At 70.9% G+C, this 22,330-nt stretch carries 23 protein-coding genes and 1 tRNA gene; 14 read left to right on the top strand and 10 right to left on the bottom strand.

Annotation, left to right across the window (positions count from 1 at the left end; all coding sequences use genetic code 11):
• Positions 1-59 precede the first annotated feature (59 nt).
• Together AB0A90_RS03630 and AB0A90_RS03625 are read right to left on the bottom strand one after the other, a co-directional pair.
• Positions 60-557 carry an SRPBCC family protein gene (locus AB0A90_RS03630; protein ID WP_357241080.1) on the bottom strand — a complete coding sequence of 166 codons (498 nt, stop codon included), beginning with the start codon at positions 555-557 and terminating at the stop codon, positions 60-62.
• Positions 554-1,216, bottom strand: a complete 663-nt coding sequence (locus tag AB0A90_RS03625) for a DivIVA domain-containing protein (protein WP_357241077.1) — start codon at positions 1,214-1,216, stop codon at positions 554-556. The genes AB0A90_RS03630 and AB0A90_RS03625 overlap by 4 nt, the downstream gene beginning before the upstream one ends.
• 153 nt (positions 1,217-1,369) lie before the next feature.
• Here AB0A90_RS03625 and folP point away from each other — a divergent pair, with 153 nt between their 5' ends.
• On the top strand, positions 1,370-2,239 hold the full coding sequence (folP, locus tag AB0A90_RS03620; protein ID WP_357241074.1) for a dihydropteroate synthase: 870 nt from the start codon (positions 1,370-1,372) through the stop codon (positions 2,237-2,239).
• A gap of 11 nt (positions 2,240-2,250) precedes the next feature.
• Here the strand turns inward: folP and ndhC are convergent, their stop codons facing one another.
• The gene (ndhC, locus tag AB0A90_RS03615; protein WP_088986508.1) at positions 2,251-2,628 is read right to left on the bottom strand and encodes an NADH-quinone oxidoreductase subunit A; all 378 of its coding nucleotides are present in this window, start codon (positions 2,626-2,628) and stop codon (positions 2,251-2,253) included.
• A 128-nt stretch (positions 2,629-2,756) separates the two neighbouring features.
• On the opposite strand from ndhC, the gene AB0A90_RS03610 reads away from it, so the two are divergent.
• From AB0A90_RS03610 to AB0A90_RS03600, 3 genes are all read left to right on the top strand, one after another.
• Positions 2,757-4,226: a hypothetical protein gene (locus AB0A90_RS03610; RefSeq protein ID WP_357241071.1), complete on the top strand. Its 1,470-nt coding sequence runs from the start codon at positions 2,757-2,759 to the stop codon at positions 4,224-4,226.
• A 298-nt stretch (positions 4,227-4,524) separates the two neighbouring features.
• A complete protein-coding gene (locus AB0A90_RS03605; RefSeq protein ID WP_357241068.1) occupies positions 4,525-6,372 on the top strand; it encodes a 2-oxoacid:acceptor oxidoreductase subunit alpha in 1,848 nt (615 codons plus the stop codon).
• Positions 6,365-7,399: a 2-oxoacid:ferredoxin oxidoreductase subunit beta gene (locus AB0A90_RS03600; protein WP_357241065.1), complete on the top strand. Its 1,035-nt coding sequence runs from the start codon at positions 6,365-6,367 to the stop codon at positions 7,397-7,399. The genes AB0A90_RS03605 and AB0A90_RS03600 overlap by 8 nt, the downstream gene beginning before the upstream one ends.
• A gap of 70 nt (positions 7,400-7,469) precedes the next feature.
• Here the strand turns inward: AB0A90_RS03600 and AB0A90_RS03595 are convergent, their stop codons facing one another.
• A complete protein-coding gene (locus tag AB0A90_RS03595) occupies positions 7,470-8,114 on the bottom strand; it encodes an NAD(P)H-dependent oxidoreductase (protein WP_357241062.1) in 645 nt (214 codons plus the stop codon).
• A gap of 82 nt (positions 8,115-8,196) precedes the next feature.
• On the opposite strand from AB0A90_RS03595, the gene AB0A90_RS03590 reads away from it, so the two are divergent.
• Positions 8,197-8,676 carry a MarR family winged helix-turn-helix transcriptional regulator gene (locus tag AB0A90_RS03590; protein WP_357241059.1) on the top strand — a complete coding sequence of 160 codons (480 nt, stop codon included), beginning with the start codon at positions 8,197-8,199 and terminating at the stop codon, positions 8,674-8,676.
• 124 nt (positions 8,677-8,800) lie between these two features.
• Here the strand turns inward: AB0A90_RS03590 and AB0A90_RS03585 are convergent, their stop codons facing one another.
• Positions 8,801-9,814 carry a potassium channel family protein gene (locus AB0A90_RS03585; protein ID WP_357241056.1) on the bottom strand — a complete coding sequence of 338 codons (1,014 nt, stop codon included), beginning with the start codon at positions 9,812-9,814 and terminating at the stop codon, positions 8,801-8,803.
• Positions 9,815-10,091: 277 nt separating this feature from the next.
• Between AB0A90_RS03585 and AB0A90_RS03580 the strand changes: the two genes are divergently transcribed.
• From AB0A90_RS03580 to AB0A90_RS03565, 4 genes are all read left to right on the top strand, one after another.
• Positions 10,092-10,577 carry a helix-turn-helix transcriptional regulator gene (locus AB0A90_RS03580; protein ID WP_357241053.1) on the top strand — a complete coding sequence of 162 codons (486 nt, stop codon included), beginning with the start codon at positions 10,092-10,094 and terminating at the stop codon, positions 10,575-10,577.
• A 154-nt stretch (positions 10,578-10,731) separates the two neighbouring features.
• Positions 10,732-11,313: an ATP-dependent Clp protease proteolytic subunit gene (locus tag AB0A90_RS03575; protein ID WP_357242342.1), complete on the top strand. Its 582-nt coding sequence runs from the start codon at positions 10,732-10,734 to the stop codon at positions 11,311-11,313.
• A gap of 71 nt (positions 11,314-11,384) precedes the next feature.
• Positions 11,385-12,149 (top strand): hypothetical protein, encoded by a 765-nt coding sequence (locus AB0A90_RS03570; protein ID WP_357241050.1) that lies wholly within the window; start codon positions 11,385-11,387, stop codon positions 12,147-12,149.
• Between the two features lie 176 nt (positions 12,150-12,325).
• Entirely contained in the window at positions 12,326-12,676 is a 351-nt protein-coding gene (locus AB0A90_RS03565) for a DoxX family protein (protein WP_357241047.1), read from the top strand.
• A 101-nt stretch (positions 12,677-12,777) separates the two neighbouring features.
• Here the strand turns inward: AB0A90_RS03565 and AB0A90_RS03560 are convergent, their stop codons facing one another.
• A complete protein-coding gene (locus AB0A90_RS03560) occupies positions 12,778-13,149 on the bottom strand; it encodes a helix-turn-helix domain-containing protein (RefSeq protein ID WP_357241045.1) in 372 nt (123 codons plus the stop codon).
• 46 nt (positions 13,150-13,195) lie between these two features.
• On the opposite strand from AB0A90_RS03560, the gene AB0A90_RS03555 reads away from it, so the two are divergent.
• Positions 13,196-14,080, top strand: coding sequence for an NAD(P)-binding domain-containing protein (locus AB0A90_RS03555; RefSeq protein WP_357241042.1), 885 nt, complete (start codon positions 13,196-13,198; stop codon positions 14,078-14,080).
• Between the two features lie 203 nt (positions 14,081-14,283).
• Entirely contained in the window at positions 14,284-15,162 is an 879-nt protein-coding gene (locus AB0A90_RS03550; RefSeq protein WP_357241039.1) for a DUF1963 domain-containing protein, read from the top strand.
• 163 nt (positions 15,163-15,325) lie between these two features.
• On the opposite strand, the gene AB0A90_RS03545 is transcribed toward AB0A90_RS03550, so the two are convergent.
• Positions 15,326-15,988, bottom strand: coding sequence for a response regulator transcription factor (locus AB0A90_RS03545; protein WP_357241036.1), 663 nt, complete (start codon positions 15,986-15,988; stop codon positions 15,326-15,328).
• Positions 15,985-17,130, bottom strand: a complete 1,146-nt coding sequence (locus tag AB0A90_RS03540; protein ID WP_357241033.1) for a HAMP domain-containing sensor histidine kinase — start codon at positions 17,128-17,130, stop codon at positions 15,985-15,987. The genes AB0A90_RS03545 and AB0A90_RS03540 overlap by 4 nt, the downstream gene beginning before the upstream one ends.
• Before the next feature lie 117 nt (positions 17,131-17,247).
• On the opposite strand from AB0A90_RS03540, the gene AB0A90_RS03535 reads away from it, so the two are divergent.
• Genes AB0A90_RS03535 through AB0A90_RS03525 form a run of 3 tightly spaced genes read left to right on the top strand, consistent with a single transcriptional unit; the run spans position 17,248 to position 20,370 of the window.
• Complete coding sequence (locus tag AB0A90_RS03535; RefSeq protein WP_357241030.1) at positions 17,248-17,997, top strand: ATP-binding cassette domain-containing protein; 750 nt, start codon at positions 17,248-17,250, stop codon at positions 17,995-17,997.
• Between the two features lie 47 nt (positions 17,998-18,044).
• On the top strand, positions 18,045-19,562 hold the full coding sequence (locus AB0A90_RS03530) for a hypothetical protein (protein ID WP_357241026.1): 1,518 nt from the start codon (positions 18,045-18,047) through the stop codon (positions 19,560-19,562).
• Positions 19,563-19,575: 13 nt separating this feature from the next.
• The gene (locus AB0A90_RS03525) at positions 19,576-20,370 is read left to right on the top strand and encodes an ABC transporter permease (protein WP_357241023.1); all 795 of its coding nucleotides are present in this window, start codon (positions 19,576-19,578) and stop codon (positions 20,368-20,370) included.
• 278 nt (positions 20,371-20,648) lie between these two features.
• Here AB0A90_RS03525 and AB0A90_RS03520 read toward each other — a convergent pair whose 3' ends face one another.
• Together AB0A90_RS03520 and AB0A90_RS03515 are read right to left on the bottom strand one after the other, a co-directional pair.
• Positions 20,649-21,890, bottom strand: a complete 1,242-nt coding sequence (locus AB0A90_RS03520; RefSeq protein ID WP_357241020.1) for an MFS transporter — start codon at positions 21,888-21,890, stop codon at positions 20,649-20,651.
• Between the two features lie 267 nt (positions 21,891-22,157).
• Positions 22,158-22,233, bottom strand: a tRNA-Arg gene (locus AB0A90_RS03515).
• Positions 22,234-22,330 lie beyond the last annotated feature (97 nt).

Raw genomic sequence — 22,330 nt, 5'->3', positions numbered from 1 at the left:
ACGCTAGGGCATCGCTCCGACACCCCATCGCCGCCGGCACCGGCTGGCCGCCGGCGCGGTCAGGGCAGCCGGCCCTGCTCGACCAGACGGGCGAACCTCTTCAGCGCCTGGGTGAGGCCGAGCTTGGAGCCGGGCCAGAGCACCGGCCACGCCAGTCGACCGGCCCGGCCGCCCGGCAGGTGGAACCACTCGTGCCAGACGACCTGGGTACGGTTCCGACCCAGCTGGGTGCAGCGCAGCACACCCGGGCCGCGCAGCAACTGCCCGTAGTGCACCACGCCGATCTCGTACGGTTCGTCGACCCGGACCACCCGCATCTCGTCGCGCAGCACGGCCCGGCCGAGCGCCGTCACGGCCTCGATGCGGCTGCCCTCGCGCCCGTCGCCCTCGACCACGCGCACCCGCGTGAACGGGATCCAGTCGGACTGCCGCTCCCAGGCGAGCAGGGCGGCGAAGACCCGCTCGGCGGGGGCGTCGACGATCACCGTGGCGGTTACCTCACCAGCACCGGGTTGGGCGGCCTCACGAAGATCGTCGGCGCCCCCCGGGCCGGTCACGCCGACTCCGACCGAACCGTCGCGCCGTGCTGCCCGGTGCCGTCGGCGGAGGCGCCGTCGGTCTGCTCAGGATCGCCCGTCGTACCACCGGACGGCACGGCGGCCGGTGCCACACCGTCGGAATCCGCGGGTGACGCGGTGGCGGTGGGTTCCAGGCTCGCGCTGGTCGAGCCGACCGGGGCAGCCCCGGAGCCGGTCGCGTCGGCCGGCGGCTCGACCGCGTCGGACGTCGCCGCGTCGGACTCGGCAGTGGTGGACTCGGCGGCGTCGGACTCGGCCGCGTCCGCGGTCGTCGCCTTGCTGACGGACCGAACACGAGCGTCGCGCAGCACGTCCGCGTCGTCGATACGGCCGGCACGCAACGCGGTGACCTCCGCCTCCAGTACGCCGATCAGCTCCGACTTGTAGCCGATGTCGTAGGCGGCACGTCGCATCGCCTGATCGACCTGGGACATCCGGTACCCGCGCAACGCGGTGTCGAAACGGACCGCCCCCACGTCGGATTCGCGCAGTGGCCGGGTGCCGGGCAGCGCCACGGCCTGCGAATCCGGCTCGGCGGGCGCCAGACCGGGATCACGGCCGCTGACCAGCACCGTCACGCCGAATATCACCGCCGCGACCGTCAACGCCACGACCAGGAGGAGCAGAAGCTGACCCATGTACTGATCGTGGCACGGCAGCCGGCCGGGAGCGACCCCGCCACCCGTCCCGATCACGATCCGTACCGACGCCGCCCGGAGTTGCGGTCGGACCAGCGACTAGCGTCGGGGTCGGCCGACGTGGCAGCGACGGCGGACTCTCGGGAGGCGGGCATGGCCGGGGCGCTTCGGCTGGGTGGGCGCACGTTCGCCCCCGACGAGCTGGTGGTGATGGCGATCGTCAACCGCACCCCGGACTCGTTCTTCGACCGGGGGGCCACCTACGCCGCCGACAGCGCGCTGCGCGCGGTGGAGCGGGCCGTGGCGGAGGGTGCGGCGATCATCGACATCGGCGGCGTCAAGGCCGGCCCCGGCGCGGAGGTGGACGTCGTCGAGGAGATCCGCCGCACGGTGGACACCATCGCCGCCGTCCGGGTCGCGTTCCCAGAGGTGGTGATCTCCATCGACACCTGGCGCGCCGAGGTGGCGACGGAGGCCGTGGCGGCCGGCGCCGACCTGCTCAACGACACCTGGTCGGGTGCCGACCCGACCCTGGCCCGGGTGGCCGCGCGCACCGGCGCGGGCCTGGTCTGCTCGCACGCCGGCGGCCTGGTCCCCCGGACCCGGCCGCACCGGGCCGCCTTCACCGACGTGGTCACCGACGTGGTCGCGACGGTGACCGGGCTCGCCGAGCGAGCGGTCGCAGCCGGGGTACGCCCCGACGGCATCCTCATCGACCCGGCCCACGACTTCGGCAAGAACACCAGGCACTCCCTGGAGATCACTCGCCGACTGGGCGAGCTGACCGACACCGGTTGGCCGGTGCTGGTGGCGCTCTCCAACAAGGACTTCATCGGTGAGTCCCTGGACCTCCCGGTGCCGGAACGCCTGGAGGGGACGCTCGCCGCGACGGCGGTCTCGGCCTGGCTGGGCGCCCGGGTGTTCCGGGCTCACCAGGTCGGCCCGACCCGCCGGGTGCTGGACATGGTGGCCTCGATCCGCGGCGACCGCCCACCGTCGGCAAGCCGCCGGGGCCTGGCCTGACGCGGTGACGGTCAGGTCCAGCGGAGGATGTTCCTACGCCAGGCGTAGAGGATGCCGAGTGCGAGCACGGCCACGAACACCGCCATCTCCACCACCGTCACCAGGCCGAAGCCCGGCCGGTCGAAGACCACCGCCCAGGGGAAGAGAAACACCGCCTCGACCGCGAACAGCACGTACAGATACGCGTAGACGTAGTAGCGGATCTGCATCTGCGCCCAGTCCGCGCCGACCGGGTCGAGCCCGCACTCGTAGCTGGCCCGCTTGCCCGGCGGGTCGGCCGGACGCGCGGGGCGTAACACCCGGTTGGCCGAGAACGCCGTAACAAAGAACAGAACGCTGGCGAGCAGCAAGAGCCCGAGCGTCGCGTACGAGCCCAGGTATCCGGTCACAGTCGGGAGCCTACCGTCCGCCCGTCAGGGCCGTCCCAAACACGTTACGGATTTGTTTCCTGTCGGGACTAGTGCGCCGGGGCAACTGTTACCGACCATTGGACACCCACCCATGCACCGGAGGACAGATGGCCCGCCTGAAGGCATCGCCCGGTAAGCGGGCGGCGGGGCGGCACCCCATGTCCCTGCTGGGGACCTCGCTGGCGCTCGGTCTGCTCGCGGCGCTCGCCGTGGGGCCGGCCTGGGCCAGCGCGGCGACGCCGGAGGCGGACCCGGTCGTGTCGGCTACCGACCCGGTCGGTGAACCCGGGGGTGAGCCGGAGACCAGCCCGACGGACGAGCCGCCTCCGACCGAGGAGCCGGGCGGGTCTCCGGAGCCGACCAACCCGGCGCCGGAGACCACCGCGCCGCCGCCGGAAACGCAGCCGCCGGCACCGGAGACCACCGCGCCGCCGCCGGAGACGCAGCCGCCGGCACCGAGCAACAACGCGCCCGCGCCGGGCGGACCAGCCACACCGGCACCCCCGGCACCTCCGGCACCCCCGGTGCTGCCGGCGCCTCCGGCCCCGCCGGTCCGGCCGCCCGCCCCGGGTGCGGAGGCGCCGCCGGCGAATCCGCTCGGTGTGCAGGTCACCACCCAGGACGTGACGCTCTCCAAGGCGTACTGGAACGCGGCCAGCACGGCCACCACCCTGCAGGTCACGGTCAACAACACCGGCACGACGACGCAACGGATCCGCCTCTCGTACACGCTGCCGGTCGGGCTGACCGACGCGGGGACGAAGGGCTGCGCCGCCGCCGGCGGAGGTACGTACCACTGTGGGGCCTGGACGGTCGAAGCCGGCGTCCGGTTCAGCGCTCTGCTCCGCCTGCGGGTCGACGGCACCGCATGGCAGAAGATGCCCCTCGCCGGCTCCGTCCAGGTCGTCGCGGACGCGCCGGGGGTGCCCGGGGAAGCGGTCGACGACCAGGGCTTCGCGGTGCTCTTCCCGCCCGGTCCCCCGGTTCCCGGCATCACGCTGGCCGCCGACGAGGTCGCCTTCGACATCAGCGGCACCGCCAGCACCCTCGCGCTTCGGCTGGGCAACACCGGCGCGGTGGACGCCGCCGGCCGGGTCGAGGTCGTCCTGCCAGCCGGGGTGACCATCCCGACCCCGCCGTCCGGCTGCGTGGCGTCCGACCCGAGCCGGATCCGCTGCGACGTGGGCACGGTGGCGGCGGGCCGGACCACCGAGTTGCGGCTGCCGGTGGAGGCGACGCCGCAGGCCCAGCGGGAGGCACCGTTGTCCGGTGCCGTGATCGCCCAACTCGACCCACGCAGCGGCGCGACCCGGCAGGTACAGATGAGTTTCCGGATCACCGCCGCGGCCGCGCTGGCCACCCCCGTGGTCTCACCGCCCGCGCCGGCCGGATCCCAGGGCGTGCTTCCCGGAGGGGCTGCCGACGACGACGGAACGACCTCGGTACGGCGTACCGCGATCATCCTGATCGTGGTCTCCACGCTGCTGGTGGTGCTGGCCCTCACGCTGGCCACCATCTCGCTGCGCCGCCGGTTGTCCGGCCCGGCGCCCGAGCCGGTGTCGCACACCGCCGACTGAATCGACGAGCGGCCCCGGACCGCGTGTGTTCGGTGCCGCCGGCGTGCAACCTCTGGTGATCTGAATTACGGCGGGCGGGGCAAAAGCTCGCAAAGTCGGATATTCCTACTCCCATTCCGGTCCCAGTCGGCGGACCTCCGGCGATGGTTAGGGCTCCCTTAGACGTAGGCTCTCAGAAGAGGTACGACAGCGGCCGGACCAGCCTGGGGCGGTGCGGCGAAACGTCGCGTCAAGGAGGTCCCGTGGCCGGGCAAGGCGAGCTTCTGCGAGCCCCGCAGTCGCGAACGAAGGTGGCACAGTGACCAAGCAGATCCGTCAGCTCGACCGGGTGGTCATCCGGTTCGCCGGTGACTCCGGCGACGGCATGCAGCTGACCGGCGACCGGTTCACCTCGGAGACGGCGCAGCTCGGCAACGACATCTCCACGCTGCCAAACTTCCCCGCCGAGATCCGGGCTCCCGCCGGCACCCTGCCCGGTGTGTCGAGCTTCCAGGTGCACTTCGCCGACTACGACATCCTCACCCCGGGCGACGCGCCCAACGTGCTGGTGGCGATGAACCCGGCGGCCCTCAAGGCCAACCTGGCCGACCTGCCGCGCGGCGCGGACATCATCGTCAACACCGACGAGTTCACCAAGCGCAACCTCGCCAAGGTCGGCTACCAGGCCAGCCCGTTGGACGACGACTCGCTGGCCGGCTACGTCGTGCACCCGGTGGCGCTGACCTCGATGACCGTCGGTGCGCTCGCCGACTACCAGGTGTCCAAGAAGGACGCCGAGCGGTCGAAGAACATGTTCGCCCTCGGCCTGCTCTCCTGGATGTATTCGCGGCCCTACGAGTCGACGCTGCGATTCCTGGAGCGCAAGTTCGCGTCCCGTCCGGAGCTGGTCGCGGCCAACGTCGCCGCCTTCCGGGCCGGCTGGAACTTCGGCGAGACGACCGAGGACTTCGCCGTCCGCTACGAGGTCAAGCCGGCGAAGATGAAGCCGGGCACCTACCGCAACATCACCGGCAACGCGGCGCTCTCGTTGGGGCTGGTCGCCGCCGGGGTCCGCTCCGGGCTGCCGGTCTTCCTCGGCGCGTACCCGATCACGCCCGCGTCGGACATCCTGCACGAGCTGAGCAAGCACAAGCGCTTCGGCGTCACGACCGTGCAGGCCGAGGACGAGATCGCCGCGGTCGGCGCGGCGCTGGGCGCGTCGTACGGCGGAGCGCTCGGTGTGACCACCACCAGCGGCCCCGGCGTGGCACTCAAGAGCGAGACGATCTCCCTCGCGGTGGCGCTGGAGCTGCCCCTGGTGATCGTGGACGTGCAGCGCGCCGGCCCGTCGACGGGCATGCCGACCAAGACCGAGCAGGCCGACCTCAACATGGCGCTCTACGGTCGGCACGGCGAGGCCCCGGTCGCGGTGATCGCACCCCGGTCGCCGTCGGACTGCTTCTTCGCGGCGCTGGAGGCGGCCCGGATCGCGCTGACCTACCGCACCCCGGTGATCCTGCTGTCCGACAACTACGTCGCCAACGGCTCCGAGCCGTGGCTGCTGCCCGACGTGGAGTCGCTGCCCGACCTGCGGGTCGAGTTCGCCACCGAGCCCAACGGCGAGGACGGCACCACCTTCCTGCCCTACCTGCGTGACCCGGAGACCCTGGCCCGGCCGTGGGCGATCCCCGGCACCGCCGGGCTGGAGCACCGGATCGGCGGCCTGGAGAAGGCCGACAAGACCGGCGACATCTCGTACGACCCGGCCAACCACGATTTCATGGTGCGCACCCGGGCCGCCCGGATCGAGGCGATTCCGGTGCCGGACATCGAGGTGGAGGACCCGGACGGCGACGCCCGGGTGCTGGTCCTCGGCTGGGGCTCGACGTACGGGCCGATCGGCGCGGCGTGCCGGGGGGTGCGCCAGCGCGGGCTGTCCATCGCCCAGGCGCACCTGCGGCACCTGGCCCCGATGCCGGCCAATCTCGGTGCGGTGCTGCGCGCGTACGACCGGGTGGTCATCCCGGAGATGAACCTGGGCCAGCTCGCCCACGTCATCCGGGCCCGCTACCTGGTCGACGCGATCAGCTACAACCAGGTCCGTGGCCTGCCGTTCACGGCCACCGAGCTGGAGACGACGCTGGAAGAGGTCCTGAAGAATGTCTGAGCCCGTCGCCCTCAAGCTCACCGCGAAGGACTTCAAGTCTGACCAGGAGGTGCGCTGGTGCCCCGGCTGCGGTGACTACGCGATCCTCGCGGCCATTCAGCAGTTCATGCCGGAACTGAACATCCCCCGCGAGCGGACCGTCTTCGTCTCCGGGATCGGCTGCTCGTCGCGCTTCCCGTACTACATGAACACCTACGGGATGCACTCGATCCACGGCCGCGCCCCGGCGATCGCGACCGGCCTGTCGGTGTCCCGGCCGGACCTGTCGGTCTGGGTGGTCACCGGCGACGGCGACGCGCTCTCCATCGGTGGCAACCACCTGATCCACGCCCTGCGGCGCAACGTCAACCTCAAGATCCTGCTGTTCAACAACCGGATCTACGGTCTGACCAAGGGTCAGTATTCTCCGACGTCCGAGGTCGGCAAGGTCACCAAGTCGACTCCGTCCGGCTCGGCGGACGCCCCGTTCAACCCGCTCTCGCTCGCCCTCGGCGCGGAGGCCAGCTTCGTCGGGCGGACCATCGACTCCGACCGCAAGCACCTGCAGTCGGTGCTGCGGGCCGCCGCCGAGCACGAGGGCTCGGCGTTCGTGGAGATCTACCAGAACTGCAACATCTTCAACGACGGTGCGTTCGAGCAGCTCAAGGACCCGTCCACCCGGGACAACTACCTGATCCGCCTGGAGCACGGGCAGCCGATCACCTTCGGCGCGGACGGGCAGTTCTGCGTGGTACATCCGCCGGGCGCGTTCGGCCTGGAGGTCCGGGAGACCAGCTCGGTCCGCCCGGAGGAGATCGTCGTGCACGACGCGACGGTGGCCGACCCGGCGTACGCCTTCGCGCTGTCCCGGCTGCCCGGCCTGGACCTGCGCAACACCCCGATCGGGGTGTTCCGCTCGGTGGACCGACCGTCCTACGACAGTGTGGTGCAGGGTCAGCTCGCGGCCGCCAAGGCGACGGTCACCGAGACCCCCGAGCAGCAGCTCGCCGGCCTGCTGACCAGTGGCGACACCTGGACCATTCTCTGACCTGTCCGACCTGACGAGAGCGGCCGTCCCCGAACCGGGGGCGGCCGCTCTCGTACGTGCCGGTGCTGGCTCAGCGCTGGGCGGAGGCCGGCGTCCAGAGGTTGTCGATCTCCTTCTCGGTGGCCGCGAGGCTCGCCTCGTGCAGCGGGATCAGCTCGGCCATCGCCGGCACCGAGGGCGCCAGGGTCAGCTCGGTGCTGATGAAACGCGGCTCCAGGCCGGTCATCGACAGACCGTGCGGGAGCCACTGCTCCGCGTGGTCCCAACCGTGCCGCGGGGTGCCCTCACCGTAGCCGCCTCCCCGGGTGGCCAGCACCACGAACTCGCGGCCGCCGAGCAGGCCCTCCTGGGTCGTCGGGTCGTAGGTGAGGCCGGCGACGATCAGGTGGTCGACCCAGGACTTGACGCTGCTGGGCGCGCCGTAGTTGTAGAGCGGCAGCCCGAGCAGCACGACGTCGGCCTGCTTCACCTCGTCGACCAGCCGCCCGCTGAGTTCCCAGGATTCGCGCTGCGCCGGGGTGTGCTGGTCCGGCGGAGTCATCCGAGCCAGACCACCCGCCGCGTCGAGGTGCGGCAGCGGTTCCGCGCCGAGGTCCCGGTAGGTCACCGTGCCGTCCGGGTGGGCGGCGCGCCAGGTGTCGACCGCGCGGGCGGTGAGCCGACGGCTGACCGACCAGTCACCCCGAATGCTCGAGTCGATATGCAGCAGATGCATTATTCCTCCTCCAAGGATCGTCTGTGCAGCACCAACTATTTATAGCAGGCCGATGTTCCATCAGCTCGGTAGACTGGGTCACATGTCCGCCCCGCTGCCCGCCCCCTCGGAGCACCGCTCTGGCGCGCTCCTGGACCATCTGGCCCGGCGGATGCGGCTACGGTCGGAGTCGGTGCTGGCGCCACTCGGCCTACGGCCGCGGCACCTGGTCGCGCTCACCGTGCTGCGCGCCGGCGGCGGCACCAGCCAGCAATCGCTCGCCTCCATCCTGGAAATGGACAGCACCAACATCGTCGGGCTGCTCAACGACCTGGAAGCGGAGCAGTTGATCGAGCGTCGCCGCTCACCCGAGGACCGGCGCCGGCACGTCGTCGAACTCACCGAAAGTGGTGCAAAACGCCTCAGCGAGGCCGAATGTGCCCTCGCCGGAGCCGAGGACGAGGTGCTGGGTGCGCTGGCTCCCAGCGAGCGGGAGACGCTCTACGAGTTGCTGCGGCGGGCCTCCACCACGACGCCGGTCAGCTGCACCGAGGCGATCTGCGCCGCCGACGACACATTCTGACGCGCCACGCCTGCACCAACACCCCGACGACGCGCCTGCACCGCCACCCCGACGACGGGACGATCAACCGGCCGGACGACAAGCTGCGCCGGGACGGGCGGTCAAGCGTGCGAGGGCGGGACGGTCAGGAGGTCGTCGCCGACTGCGGACGATCGTCGCGGACATGCACCAGCATGTCTCCGGTCTCGATCACCGCACCGGCCCGGTCGGCCAGCGTGACCACCTTGCCCCGTCGCACCAGGGCGATCACCAACGAGTCCAACTCGCGTGGTGAACGACCCACCTCGTCCCGCTCCGCCGAGCGCATCGCCAGCGCCATGCCCTGACCGGGGGTGAGCAGATCCTCCACCACGTCGATCAGCGGCGGGGCCGAGGTGGACAGGCCGAGCAGCCGACCCGCGGTGGCCGACGAGACGATCACGTGATGCGCACCGCTCTGCTTGAGCAGCGGCGCGTTCTCCGCCTCGCGGGCCGCCGCGATGATCCGGACCTGCCCGGCGGTGAGCTGTCGCACGGTGAGCGCGACGAGCACCGACGCGTCGTCACTGTCGGTCGCGATGATCACGGCCTTCGCGTTCTTCACGTGCGCCTCGTTCAGCACCGACGAGCGGGTCGCCGAGCCCTCGATCGCCACCAGCCCGGCGGAGGTGGCCTGCCGCAGGGCAGCGGCGCTGCGCTCCACCACCACGATCCGCGACCGGTCCAGACCATTTTCCAGCAGGGCGGAGACGGCGCTGCGCCCCTTGGTGCCGTAGCCGCAGATGATGACGTGGTCCTTCACGGCTCTCCTCCACCGCGACAGGCGACGGCCGGTCCGGTACTGCTCGGTCAGAACTTCCAGGGTGGTACCGACCAGGATGATCAGGAAGATCACTCGGGCCGGGGTGATGAAGAGGACGTTCACCAGCCGAGCCGACGGCGCGGCGGGCGTGATGTCGCCGTAGCCGGTGGTGGAGAGCGACACGACCGCGTAGTAGAAGCAGTCGAGCAGGGTGAGGCCGTCCTCGTTGACATCACGGTAGCCGTCCCGGCCCAGGTAGACCGCGGCGACCACGGCGAAGACCAGGCCCAGGGCGGCGGCGAGCCGCAGGCTCAGCGCGCTCAACGGACCCCTGCGCTGCGCGGGAAAATGGATCACCGTCGAACCTGCCCCGCCACCGTCGCCTGCACGAGCACAACATAGCGGGTACGCCGCCCCCGGCACGTCCGGGTTGGGCAGGGACGACCGACGTCCCTCCCGCACCGGCTGTCGGACGACAACGACGAACCGGTGCGGGCCGGCAGACGGAGGCGGTCGCGACCCTCGCGACGACCAGCCGCGGACGACGCGACCGAGAAAGGATGGGACGGTCCGGATGGCCCGGGAAGGGCATGATGAGGGTGTTCCCGACGACGACCGCGAAAGTGAGGCCGGCATGTCGTTGCTGCGACGAGTCATCGGCGGAGTGCTGCGCCGACTGCGTCAGAGCCAGGGCCGCACGCTGCGCGAGGTGGCCGCCACCGCCGGAGTCTCCGTGCCCTACCTGTCCGAGGTGGAGCGGGGCCGCAAGGAAGCCTCGTCGGAGGTGCTCGCGGCGATCTGCCGAGCGCTCGGCATCCGCCTGTCCGACCTGCTGGAGGAGGCCCGCGACGACCTGCGGCGCGTCGAGCCTCGAATCCCGGCCGCACCACGGGCACAGCTCAACCGGATCGAACGGGCCGAGGTCGTCCGACACGACGCGCGCCAGCACGCCCTGCGGACGAGCAGGCCGATCCCCCACCGGGCACCCGGGGCGAGCGGCCCGACCCTCTGCGTCGGGGCGACGGCGTCCGCTGGTGGCTCGCGCTCCGGTCCGCGTACCGCCGCTCTGCGGGGTTGTGCGTGGGCTCGGGCGGGCGCGCGGCGGCTGACCGCCGCGTAGGCCGCCCGGTTCTGCCGTCGGCGGATCTGCCGGCGGCAGAATCACTGGGCCAGCGACCACCGTCGCCCGCACGCTGGAGGGGCCGGTCCACCGGGCGGTCCCACCGCTCGCCGGCGTGGTGGAAGGCGGCGGCGTGATCTCCTCCGGGGTACGGATGCTGGACGGCGCACAGCCGTCCTTCGGCGACCAGGTGTTCGAGCGATTGCTGCGGGAACGGATCGTCTTTCTCGGCACCGAGGTGACCGAGGAGTCGGCCAACCAGATCTGCGCGCAGATCCTGCTGCTCTCCGCCGAGGACGCCGAGCGGGACATCTTCCTCTACATCAACTCGCCGGGCGGGTCGGTGAGTGCGGGGATGGCGGTCTACGACACGATGCGCTACGTCCGCAACGACGTTGCCACGCTGGCGCTCGGGTTCGCCGGTTCGATGGGGCAGTTCCTGCTCTGTGCGGGCGCGGCCGGCAAGCGGTACGCGCTGCCGCACTCGCGGATCATGATGCACCAGCCGTCCGGTGGAATGGGCGGCACCGCCTCGGACATCACCATTCAGGCCGAGAACATGCTGCACGTGAAGCGGACGATGCAGGAGCTGATTGCCCAGCACACTGGACGAACCCTCGCCGAGATCCAGCAGGACTGGGACCGGGACCGTTGGTTCACCGCCGAGCAGGCCCGGGATTACGGCCTCATCGACCAGGTGATCACCCGGGCCGAGCAACTGCCCACGATTGCCTGATCCGTCCCGGCCTGTCGACGCTGCCACCACTGGCGAAAATCCGGTGGCGGCCGTTTATTAGGGTCACGTCTATGCGCCGACTGATTCCCACCCTGTCGATAGTCCTCGCCGTCGCCCTCGTCGGCGGCTGCGGCACCAAGTCCGACGACTCCGCGAAGCCCGACGCCACGGCCGCGGCACCGTCCAAACTCGAACCTGTCGCGGCCGTCAAGCAGGGCATGGACCGCAGCCTCTCGGGCACGCTCAGCATGCAAGCCTCGATCAAGGCCGGCAGCCAGTCGATGACCCTCGGCGGAAAGATGGATCCCGTCGCCAAGGCGATCCAGATCAGCGGCAAGGCCCCGGAACCGATCGAGGTCCGGATGCTCGACAACACCGCCTACATCAAGTCCGAGTCGATGGAGGGCGAGAAGCCCTGGATGAAGATCGACCTCGGCAAGCTCAAGCCGACGAGCACGCTGCGCCAGTCGTTCGACGTCAAGTCGCAGACCGGCCTCATCGGCGGCACCGTCTCCGCCCAGGAGGTGGGCGAGGGCCGTTACACCGGCGTCGCCGATCTCAACAAGGCGGCCGAGGTCGCCAGCACCGAGGCCGGAATGCGGGAGGGCCTCGAGTCGACCGCCAAGTTGGCGAAGGACCCGACGGCGATTCCGTTCGAGGCGACCCTCGACGCCGACGGACGCCTCACCACGCTCTCCTACACCATCGCCACGAAGTCGCTTGGTGACCTCGTCACCGAGATGCGGATGAGCGAATTCGGCAAGCCGGTCACGGTGGAAGCCCCACCCGCCGGCGAGACCGAGGCGGCCGCCGACGAGATGTACGCGTTCCTCTGACCGACCGGCACATCGTCGGCGTCACAAGCGTGGGCTGCGGGTCTCCCGCAGCCCACGCTGCGTCGGACGCCCGACACGACCCGATGTGGCACACGCTGTGCCTCAGGTCACAGCACCGCAGGTAACAATCCGCGGCACCGATCCGTCCTTGAGGCAGACAACCACAGGGAGGGCACATGTTCGCCGCGTACGTCACGCTCACGATTCTTGCCTCGGTCTTCACCGGCATCGCTGCCGTCACCTACCTGATCGGCCACGACTATCCGAAGGCCCAGGCCGACATGAAGCGCGTCCCACACTCGTGGTTGCCCCGGTTGGGCCTGACGCTGGCGGCGGGATCCCTGGGCCTGCTTGTCGGATTCGCCGTACCGCTGCTGGGCACCCTCGCCGCCGCCGGCCTCGTGCTGTACTTCGTCGGCGCGCTCATCGCGCACCTGCGGGTGGGCTCCCGCCAACTGGCGGGGCCGGCCGTCTTCTTCACCACCACGGTGGCCACGCTGGCGGTGAATGTGGCCTACCACTGGTGATCCGAGGGCTCCGCGCCGCCTGCGGTAGCCACTTATTTGTGGGTACTTGCCGGCGCGTGGGCGCGGCATGAGTCTGGTGGTGGGCAGTCGCGAGGGCCGGATTACGGGGAGGTGGCCGATGGTTCAGGAGGCCCCCCGGCCTCGATGAGCTTCTCCAGGCGACGGTGGCCCCAGTCGGAAACGGGGGCCAGCGCCTCGGAGAGGTCCCGGCCGAACGCCGTCAGCGAGTAGACGGTCTTCAACGGCAGCACCTCGTGCACCTCCCGGTGCACCAGTCCGTCGGTCTCCATCTCACGGAGCGCCTGAGTCAGCACCTTCTCGGTCAGGCCCGGCAGTTGACGGCGCAGCTCGCCGGGCCGGTGCGGACCGGATTCCAGCAACCAGAGCAGAGCCGTCTTCCACTTGCCGTCGATCACGGCGATCGCGGCGGTCACCCCGCAGACATTCAGGTCCTGTGCACGACTGCGCGTCATATCCGTCCTATTCGCTGCTTTTACTATGCTTTCCGGGAGTTGAATCGTGTCCTCGTACTCCGAAAAGTCTGTCACGGTGCTGGGCCTGGGGCCGATGGGACGAGCCCTGGCCGACGCATTCCTGGACGCCGGCCTGCGGACCACGGTCTGGAACCGGACCCCGGGCCGGGGACGAGAGTTGGTCGAGCGGGGCGCCACCGCCGCCCGGTCGGCCGAGGAGGCGGTCGCCGCGAGTGGGCTGACCGTGGTCTGCGTGGTGAACTACGACGCGTCGGACGCCATCCTGAGACCCGACGCGGTCACCGATGCGCTCCGGGGGCGCACGGTGGTGAACCTGACCGCGGACACTCCGGACCGGGCCCGGGACTCCGCGCGATGGGCGGCACGGCACGGCATCGGGTACCTGGACGGGGCGATCATGACGCCGATCCCCACCATCGGGACGCCGGACGGGGTGTTCATCCACAGCGGACCGACCGACCTCTACCAGGAGCACCGGCCGGCGCTGAACGCGCTGGGCGGGACCCACACCCACCTCGGCGACGAGATCGGCCGGGCAGCGGCGTACGACATCGCGTTGCTCGACATCTTCTGGACCGCGATGGCGGGCTACGCGCACGCGTTGGCGGTGGCGCGGGCGGAAGGTGTCACCGCACGGGAACTGGCCCCGTTCGCCAAGGGCATCGGTGCGATCCTCCCGCCGATCTTCGAGCAGACCGCGGAGGAGGTGGACAGCGGCCGCTTCTCCGGCGAGGACAACCCCATCACCTCGGCGGCATCCTCCATGGCCCACATCGTCCACACCTCGGAGGCACACGGCATCGACGCGGGCGTCATGCGCGCCGTCGAGGGCATGGCCCGCCGCGTGATCGGACTGGGCCACGGCACCGACGGGTTCATCCGGGTCACCGAGATGCTGGGACGGCGCTGAGGGTCGGACGCCGGTCCGCGACAGAGCCGCATCCCAGTCAGCCAGAGCATCCCGCCGGTTGGCTGCTCGGCTTCCTCGTCTGCCGATCTGCGCGCGCCCGAGCACGGCGGCAGCGATGCCGACGACAGGGCGTGCGGGCCATGGGCACCCGGTCGCTGAGGGCTCGCCTCCTGGTCGTTGTCTTCGTGGCATCATGTTGCGCTGTGGATCATCAGGGGCAGTTTTGTCGTGCAGCGCTCGCGTTGGGCGTCCCGGACGACGAGGTCAGCCGGTTCAATCAGCACCTCCGTTTGTCGATCCGGTTGAGCGGAGGATCCGGCGGTGTTCCGGTCGGGCAGTTCGGCGGGTTGCCCCGGCTGCCGGTGGACATGGACTGGCCGTCCGACGGGGTCGATCCGTTGCCGTTCATCTTCTCGGTCGACTGTGCGGCACTGCCAAGAGTCGACGGCTTCGGCCTGCCGGCAGACGGCTCGCTGCTGTTCTTCCTGAACCACGAGCAGGCCGCTGCCACCGGGGAGCGGAGGTACGGGCGAGTCGTGTATGTGCCGGCCGACGCCGATACCGAGGTGGCGGCAGGGTCCGCCGGCCACGCGCTCGTCGACAAGCAGTACGACGTCGGCGCCACGCTGCGCGCGGAGTTCCCCGATTGGTTCGAGGCAGACGAGGACGAGGACGAGGACGACCTGTCGCCCTTCCAGCAGCAGTTGGCCCGTGACCTCGAGCGGGACCTGCCGCACCTTGACGAACTTCGCACCCTGGCCAACGATCTCTGGCCGCCTGACAACGGGTACGCCAGCGCCTATATCGGTGGGTACGCCGACGAGGAGGTAATCAAGAGCATCGCGGAGCAGACCCTCGCGTGGCGCGAGAAAATCGGCGAGATCGTCATCCCGGTCGCGAAATGGTATTCCCATGTGGAGAAGGAGACACACCGGCTAACGAGTGAGTGGGTGTCGCTCGCCCGCTTCCCCGTAGACAACGAGTCCTATTACCGGAGTGACGGGAGTTTCGTGATCCGTCACGACGACCTGGCCGCCGGCCGGCTGGACGAGGCACTTTCCGTGGCTGAGTTGGTCCCATAGAAGAGCGGGTCTGGCGCCTGCACGAAGTCCAGGCAGCCCGGCGCAAGGCGGGCCACGTCCACAACCCCCGGCGAGGTAGCGGTCGCGGTCGGAGGGGTCGACGTGAAGCCTTCCAGCACGTCCGGAATCTGTGGGCGGATGCGAACCCGGCGGCCACCCCGGCCTACTGGTCGGCGATGCGGTAGCCGACGCCGGCCCTGGTGGTGATGATCTGCGGTTCGCCGAGTTTGCGGCGCAGGCGGCCGATCGTGACCGTGACGGTGTTGGTGAATGGGTCGGTGTTCTCGTCCCAGACCTGGTCCAGCAGCGATTCGGCGCTCAGGAACGTAGGCGCCGCCCGCAGCAGCGCCTCCAGCAGGGCGAACTCTTTGACCGACAGGTCCAGCCGGCGGCCGTCGCGGGTGGCGGTGCGCCGGGCCGGGTCGAGCTCCAGGCCAGCCGCGCGCAGCGTCCTCGGCTGCGCCGACGGGCGGCGGCGGGCCAGGGCGCGGATCCGCAGCACCAGCTCGGGGAAGTGGAACGGCTTGGCCAGGTAGTCGTCGGCGCCGAGCGTCAGGCCGGTGACCCGGTCGCCGGGCGCGCCAGCCGCGGTCAGCATCAGGACCATCGGGCGGTCGCCCCGTTCGGTGATCATCTGGCAGAGGGTGTCGCCGTGCAGGCCCGGCAGGTCGCGGTCAAGCACCACCACCTCGTACGGCGCGAGGTCCAGCTTCTCGGCGGCCGCCAGGCCATCCACCGCGACGTCAACGGCCATCCCCTGGTCACGCAGGCCCTCGGCGATCACCTCGGCGAGCGCCCGCGCGTCCTCGACCACCAGCACCCTCACGCGGCCTCGTCCTCCCCGGACGCCGGCGGTATCAGCGGGAGCCGGATCGCCACGTGCAGGCCGCCCTCGGGCCGGGCACGCAGCACCAGCGTGCCGCCGTGCGCCGCCGCGACGGCCGCCACGATCGACAGGCCCAGCCCGGTGCCGCCGCCGGCGGTCCGCTCCAGGCCGAGCCGCTGGAACGGCTGGCCGAGCCGGGCGACCTGATCCGGGTCGAGGGGCGGGCCGCCGGTCTCGACGGCCAGCAGTGCCGTGCCGGCCTCGGGCGCGGCGACCACCCGGACCCAGCCGTCCGGCACGTTGTGGGTGATCGCATTGTCGATCACATTGCCGGTCATCTGGGCGAGCAGCACCGCGTTGCCGCGGGTCCAGGCGTCCGGCCGCATTTCGGCGCGGACCGTCAGCCGCTTGGCCTCGATGTCGGCGGCGCGGGCGGACACCACCTCCGTGACCAGCGCGCCTACGGAGACCGGTTCGCGGTCGGCGAGCGCGCCGTGCTGGATGCGGGCCAGGGTGAGGAAGCCGTCGAGCAGCCCGTCGACCCGGTCCAGCTCGGTACGCAGCCGGCCGGCGAGCGCGACCGTCTGCGGCGGCACCGGCCCGGGCTTCGCGACCGCGACGTCCAGCGACGCACGCATCGTGGCCAGCGGTGTGCGCAGCTCGTGGGAGGCGTTGGCGACGAACCGGCGCTGCGCCGCGAACGCCTGCTCCAGGCGTTCGAGCAACTCGTCGATGGTGTCGGCGAGCGCCTTGACCTCGTCGTCGGGACCGGGGGTGGCCAGCCGCTCGTGCAGGTTGTCGGCGGTGATCCGGCGGGTGGCCGCGGTGATCGTGCGCAGCGGGCGCAGTACCCGCCCGGCGACGGACCGGCCCAGCAGCACCGAGGCCACCCCCATCACGGCCAGCGCGATCGCCGAGCCTCCCAGCAGTTGCCGGGCCTGATCCCGGTGCACGGCCTCCAGTCGGGCCTCCAGTTCGGCGATCCGCGCGGCGGAGGCGTCCGGCCGTTGTTGCTGCGCGGGCACGACCGGGGAGGTAGTGCGGGCGATCGTGAGGAAGCTGGTGAGGCCGAGCAGCGCGACGCCGGAGAGCATGAACAGCGCCACGTAGATGATCGTGAACCGCAGCCGAGCCGTCCGCATCCGTTCCCCCTGCCGCGCCGCCGACCGGCACGTGACCAGCATTCCGGTCCGGACCTAACAACGGCATAACGGTGCGCGTTCGACCGCTGTTACGGCGCGCGCCGTAGAACCGAGCCCATGGAATCCACCATTGAGGTCTCAGACCTCCACAAACGGTACGGGCGCACCGTCGCCCTGGACGGCATGTCCTTCACGGTACGGCCGGGGCACGTCACCGGCTTCGTCGGCCCGAACGGCGCCGGCAAGTCCACCACCATGCGGGTGGTCCTCGGTCTCGCGGCCCCGAACGCCGGCACCGCGCTCGTCGGCGGCGTGCCCTACCGGACGCTGCGCCGGCCACTGACCCACGTGGGGGCGCTGCTCGACGCCGGGGCGCTACAGCCGAGCCGCTCCGCCCGCAACCACCTGCTCTGGCTGGCCCATTCGCAGGGCTTCGCTGCCCGGCGGGTCGACGAGGTGCTGGAGCAGGCCGGGCTGGGCGAGGTCCGCCGCCGCAAAGCCGGCGGCTTCTCCCTGGGCATGCGGCAGCGGCTCGGGATCGCCGCCGCGCTGCTCGGCGACCCGCCGGTGCTGATGCTGGACGAGCCGTTCAACGGCCTCGACCCGGAGGGCATCGTGTGGATGCGCGGGCTACTGGGGACCCTCGCCGCCCAGGGGCGGGCCGTGCTGGTCTCCAGCCACCTGATGAGCGAGCTCCAACACATCGCCGCGCACGTGGTGATCGCCGGCCGGGGCCGGGTCCTCGCCGACACCACCGTGTCCGAACTGCTGGCGGCGACACCGGGGGGAGGCGCGGGCTCGCTGGAGGACGCCTACTTCGCGCTGACCCGCGACGCGGTTGAGTTCCGCGGGGAGGTGACCCGATGAGCGAGCGTGCGGGCGAATCAGCGTCGGAGCGTAGCGGCGGTGGCGGCATGAGCGACTTCGGACGACTCGTGCGGGCCGAATGGACCAAGTTCCGGACGGTCCGCGGCTGGGTGCTCGGCATCGTGGCCGCGGCCGTGGTGACCGTGCTGCTGGGGCTGTACGTCGCGTCGAACAGCCTGTCGTCCTGCTCTCTGGGGACTGTCGAGGTCGAGTGCCCGACGCCCCCGGTCGGCCCGGACGGCGAGGCGGTGCGGGACAAGTTCTACTTCGTGCACCAGCCGCTGGCCGGGGACGGCGCCATCACGGTACGGGTGACGTCGATGACCGGCCTGATCACCTACCCGCCGCCGAATCACAACGAGATCGTCCCCGGCCTGGTGGAGTGGGCGAAGGCCGGCGTCATCGCCAAGGACGGCACCGCCGAGGGATCCCGCTATGTGGCCGTCATGGTCACGGCCAAGCACGGCGTGCGGATGCAGCACAACTTCATCCACGACACCGCGGGCAGACCAGGCGCCGTATCCGCCGACGCCCCGCGCTGGCTGCGGCTGACCCGCGCGGGTAACACGCTCACCGGAGAGGAGTCGACCGACGGCGCATCCTGGACCAGAGTCGGCACCGCGACGCTGGCAGGCACCGTCCAGATCGGACTCTTCGTCACCTCACCCAGTGACCTCACCGTGGATGGTGGTGTCGGAGGCGGGACCGCCCAGGCCCGGCTGGCCAAGGCGACCGCCACCTTCGACAACGTCGGGCTGACCGGCACCGCGCCCGGCGGCGACTGGCTCCGCGACGACGTCGGGGCCAAACCGAACCTGGACGGCACCCCGCACCACCCGGGCAGCGTCGAGGAGGCGGGCGGCGTCATGACCCTTTCCGGCAACGGCGACATGGCACCACTCACCGGCGAAGCCGGGCCCGCTGTCCCGCTTGTACTGATCGGACTGGTCATCGGCCTGATCGTGGTGATCGTGGTGGCCGCCCTCAACGTCTCGACCGAACTCCGGCGGGGCCTGATCGGGATGACGCTGCTGGCGAGCCCACGGCGGGGTCGCGTCCTGGCGGCGAAGGCCGTCGTGCTCGGCACCGTCACCTTCGTCGCCGGGACGGCCGCGGCCGCGCTGGTCATCCCGCTCGCCTGGGACCTGCTGCGGGATAACGGCTTCCGGCAGCCGGGGTTGCCGCCGCCGACCATCGCGCGGGTGGCCGTCGAGGCCGGTCTGCTGGTTGCCGGCACGGCGCTGCTCACCCTGGGGCTCGGCGCGCTGCTCCGGCGCGGGTTGGCGGCGGTCGGCATCGCCGTGGCGGTGGTGGTGTTGCCGTACCTGGCGGTGATCATCGGAGGCCTGCCGACCGCGGCGTCGGAATGGCTGCTGCGGCTGACCCCCGCCGCGGCCTTCGCGATCCAGCAGGTCACGCCCGAGTATGCGCACGTGGTGGCCAACTACACACCCGGGTCCGGCTACTACCCGCTGCCGGCATGGGGCGGCCTCGCCGTCATGGCCGGGTACGCCGCGCTGGCCCTCGGCCTGGCGGCCGCACAGCTGCGCCGGAGCGACGCATGAGCGAGGAGCGAGCTTGCGAGCCCCGCACCGAACGCACCTGGGGCACGGCGTGAGCCGGGCGCTGCACGCCGAGTGGACGAAGCTGCGGACCGAGCCGGCCGCCCGCTGGCTGCTGCCGTGCCTCGTGGTGGCGACGGTGCTGGTGAGCCTGTTCGCGGTCGCCGCGGCGAGCTGCAAGGTGGGTGGATGCGGTGTCGATCCGGCGGCGCTGAGCCTGGCCGGGGTGCAGTTGGGCCAGGCTGTCGTCGTGATGCTGGCCGTGCTGGCGATCGGCGGCGAGCAGGGCACGGGCCTGCTCCGCACGACGTTCACCGCCGCGCCCCGCCGGATAGCGGTGCTGGCCGCGAAGGCGGTCCTGATCGGCGGCCTGACCCTGGCCGCCGGGACCGTCGCCGTGCTCGGCTGCGTGGCCGCCGGCCGGGCGATCCTGCCCGGCAACGGCATCGCCGCGCCGTCGCTGGCCGACGGTCCCACGCTGCGGGCGGCCGTCGGGTCGGTGCTCTATCTGGTGCTGATCGGGCTGCTCGCGCTCGGCGTCGCCGCCGCGATCCGAGACTCGGCGGCCTCGGCGGGGGCGATGTTCGCCCTGCTCTACACCGTGCCGCTCGTCGCGGCGGTGATCAACGACCCGGAGCTGCAACGGACGCTGCGCCGGTTCGCGCCGATGACGTCGGGCCTCGCCATCCAGGCCACCACCGACCTGGACAACCTCCCGATCGGCCCCTGGGCGGGCCTCGCCGTCCTGGCCGCCTGGTCCGCCGCGTCCCTACTCCTCGGCGCCCTCCTCCTCCACCACCGCGACCCCTGACCCGCCCCTCCCCGCGACCGTAGGCCCCACCGAGCAAGAACTCCTCTCGGCGATCAAGGACTTATTGGACTCAATTGGAGTCAAAGCACAATGATATGTCCGATTGAATGCCCCGGGGTGGTCCGCAGAGCATCCACGGGCACTCCAGAGGGCCGACGGTCGGCGGCAGGCAGATCCGCGACATCGGTGTCGGCCCGCGAGAAGCCTGGCGAGTGTTTAGCGCCGACCGTCCACTTCCTTTGATTCTGCGCCCTTAGAAAAGCTCACCGAATCCGTGGTCACGATCCTTGGCTGGAGCAGGAGCGGGCGAGTTCGTCCTCGACGAACGCGGGCTTGGCCAGCGTGAACGCCGGGATGACCGCCACGAGGGCGACGGCGAGCAGAAACAGCAGCGGCAGGGTCCATCCGCCGTTCACGTCGTGCAGCAGCCCGACGAGCAGAGGACCGAGCGCTCCCAGCGCGTACGCGATCCCCTGCGCGAAGCCGCTCAGCGCGACGGTGCCGCCCTGGGTTCGGGTGCGTACGTTGACGAGTACGAGGCTGACCGGGAACAGGATCGAGCCCGAGCCGATGAGCAGCACCCAGAGCAGTGTGAGTGTCGCGGGCGCGAGCAGCAGGCCAAGGTAGCCGAGCACGAAGCTGGCGGTACCGGCGGCGATCAGCCAGCTGACAGAGCGCAGCCGCGCGACGAGCAGGGGTGCGATGAGCGCGATGGGGGCGCTGATGATGCCGGTGACGGCGAGCAGCACACCGGCTTCGGTCGGCGTCGAGCCAGCGATGTCGCCGAGGATCTCGGGCAGCCAGGCGAAACACGCGTAGGTAAGGATCGTGCTGGTCGAGAAAACGACGGTGATCGACAGGGCCACGCGTGACCGCCACAGTCGCGTGACGAGGGTGGTGGGCGGGGACTCGACGGCGTCGGCGTCCGAGAGTCGTCGGCGGCGCTCCCGCGTGCTGATGACGAGCCACGGAACGAGCGCAACCACCGAGGTCGCCGCCCACATGCCGAGCGAGAACCGCCATCCGACCTGCTCGGCGACCGGGGAGGCGACCGCCGCGGGCAAGGCCGTGCTCACTCCCAGGATGCAGACGTAGATGGCGGTCAGCAACGCTATCCGGTCGGGGAAGTAGCGCCGCACGATCGGCGGCAGCAGCACATTGCCGATGCCCGTGCCGGCGAGCGCGACGACGCTGCCGACGAGCAGCACCGCGTAGCCCGGGGCGGCTGCGCGCACGAGATGGCCGAGGGTCATGAGCAGCAGCGCCAGCACGATGCCGCCGTCGAGGCCGATGCCGCGGGCGACGCGCGGCGCGACGAACCCCGATACCGCCAGCAGGATCGGTGGCAACGTGCCGAGCAGCCCGACGCCGATGTTCGAGATCGGGATGTCCGCACGGATGTCACCGAGGATCGGCGACATCACCGCAACCGTCTGGCGCAGGGTGAGCGCGACAAGCACGATGCCCAGCAGCGCGGCTACGCGTCCCGCCCATAAGGTAAGGGGTCTATCCGCAGACATCTCCTTACCGTAGTGCTCCCGGCGGGATCGTGATCATCAGGGTTCGATGATTCTCAGCGCTCACGGCGAGGCGGTTGACGGCTTGCGAGGGCTCGGTGGATCAGGCTGACTCAGTCGTCGCCCGCTGACTTTGCCGGCGGGCTCGGCACACCTGAGCACCTAGCAGCCCCACGGAGACTCGCAGAGAAGTGCTAAGGATGTCGGCTTCTTGCGGAAGTGGTGAGGCCACGCCCGGTGCCAGATCAGGGAGGTGATCTACGTTTTGCCTGGTGCCCCCGGCAGGATTCGAACCTGCGACACACGGTTTAGGAAACCGATGCTCTATCCCCTGAGCTACGGGGGCGCGAGTGCTCAGTGTAACGACCTGCGGGTCGACCCGCGTTGGCAGGGAGTGACCCGCGTTGACCTGCGTTGACCCGGCGAACCGCCCGACCGACGAC

Source organism: Micromonospora sp. NPDC049204 (assembly GCF_040647935.1).
GTDB lineage: Bacteria > Actinomycetota > Actinomycetes > Mycobacteriales > Micromonosporaceae > Micromonospora.
This window is presented reverse-complemented; position numbering and strand designations above follow the sequence as displayed.

Excerpts from the sequence above, each read along its gene's own strand:
- AB0A90_RS03540 (WP_357241033.1), bottom strand. The coding sequence starts at position 17,130 with ATGCGGACGGCTCGGCTGCGGTTCACGATCATCTACGTGGCGCTGTTC.
- folP (WP_357241074.1), top strand. The coding sequence starts at position 1,370 with ATGGCCGGGGCGCTTCGGCTGGGTGGGCGCACGTTCGCCCCCGACGAG.
- AB0A90_RS03590 (WP_357241059.1), top strand. The coding sequence starts at position 8,197 with ATGTCCGCCCCGCTGCCCGCCCCCTCGGAGCACCGCTCTGGCGCGCTC.
- AB0A90_RS03530 (WP_357241026.1), top strand. The coding sequence starts at position 18,045 with ATGAGCGACTTCGGACGACTCGTGCGGGCCGAATGGACCAAGTTCCGG.
- AB0A90_RS03560 (WP_357241045.1), bottom strand. The coding sequence starts at position 13,149 with ATGACGCGCAGTCGTGCACAGGACCTGAATGTCTGCGGGGTGACCGCC.
- AB0A90_RS03570 (WP_357241050.1), top strand. The coding sequence starts at position 11,385 with ATGCGCCGACTGATTCCCACCCTGTCGATAGTCCTCGCCGTCGCCCTC.
- AB0A90_RS03580 (WP_357241053.1), top strand. The coding sequence starts at position 10,092 with ATGTCGTTGCTGCGACGAGTCATCGGCGGAGTGCTGCGCCGACTGCGT.
- AB0A90_RS03625 (WP_357241077.1), bottom strand. The coding sequence starts at position 1,216 with ATGGGTCAGCTTCTGCTCCTCCTGGTCGTGGCGTTGACGGTCGCGGCG.
- AB0A90_RS03565 (WP_357241047.1), top strand. The coding sequence starts at position 12,326 with ATGTTCGCCGCGTACGTCACGCTCACGATTCTTGCCTCGGTCTTCACC.
- AB0A90_RS03595 (WP_357241062.1), bottom strand. The coding sequence starts at position 8,114 with ATGCATCTGCTGCATATCGACTCGAGCATTCGGGGTGACTGGTCGGTC.
- AB0A90_RS03520 (WP_357241020.1), bottom strand. The coding sequence starts at position 21,890 with ATGTCTGCGGATAGACCCCTTACCTTATGGGCGGGACGCGTAGCCGCG.
- AB0A90_RS03600 (WP_357241065.1), top strand. The coding sequence starts at position 6,365 with ATGTCTGAGCCCGTCGCCCTCAAGCTCACCGCGAAGGACTTCAAGTCT.
- AB0A90_RS03575 (WP_357242342.1), top strand. The coding sequence starts at position 10,732 with ATGCTGGACGGCGCACAGCCGTCCTTCGGCGACCAGGTGTTCGAGCGA.
- AB0A90_RS03535 (WP_357241030.1), top strand. The coding sequence starts at position 17,248 with ATGGAATCCACCATTGAGGTCTCAGACCTCCACAAACGGTACGGGCGC.
- AB0A90_RS03610 (WP_357241071.1), top strand. The coding sequence starts at position 2,757 with ATGGCCCGCCTGAAGGCATCGCCCGGTAAGCGGGCGGCGGGGCGGCAC.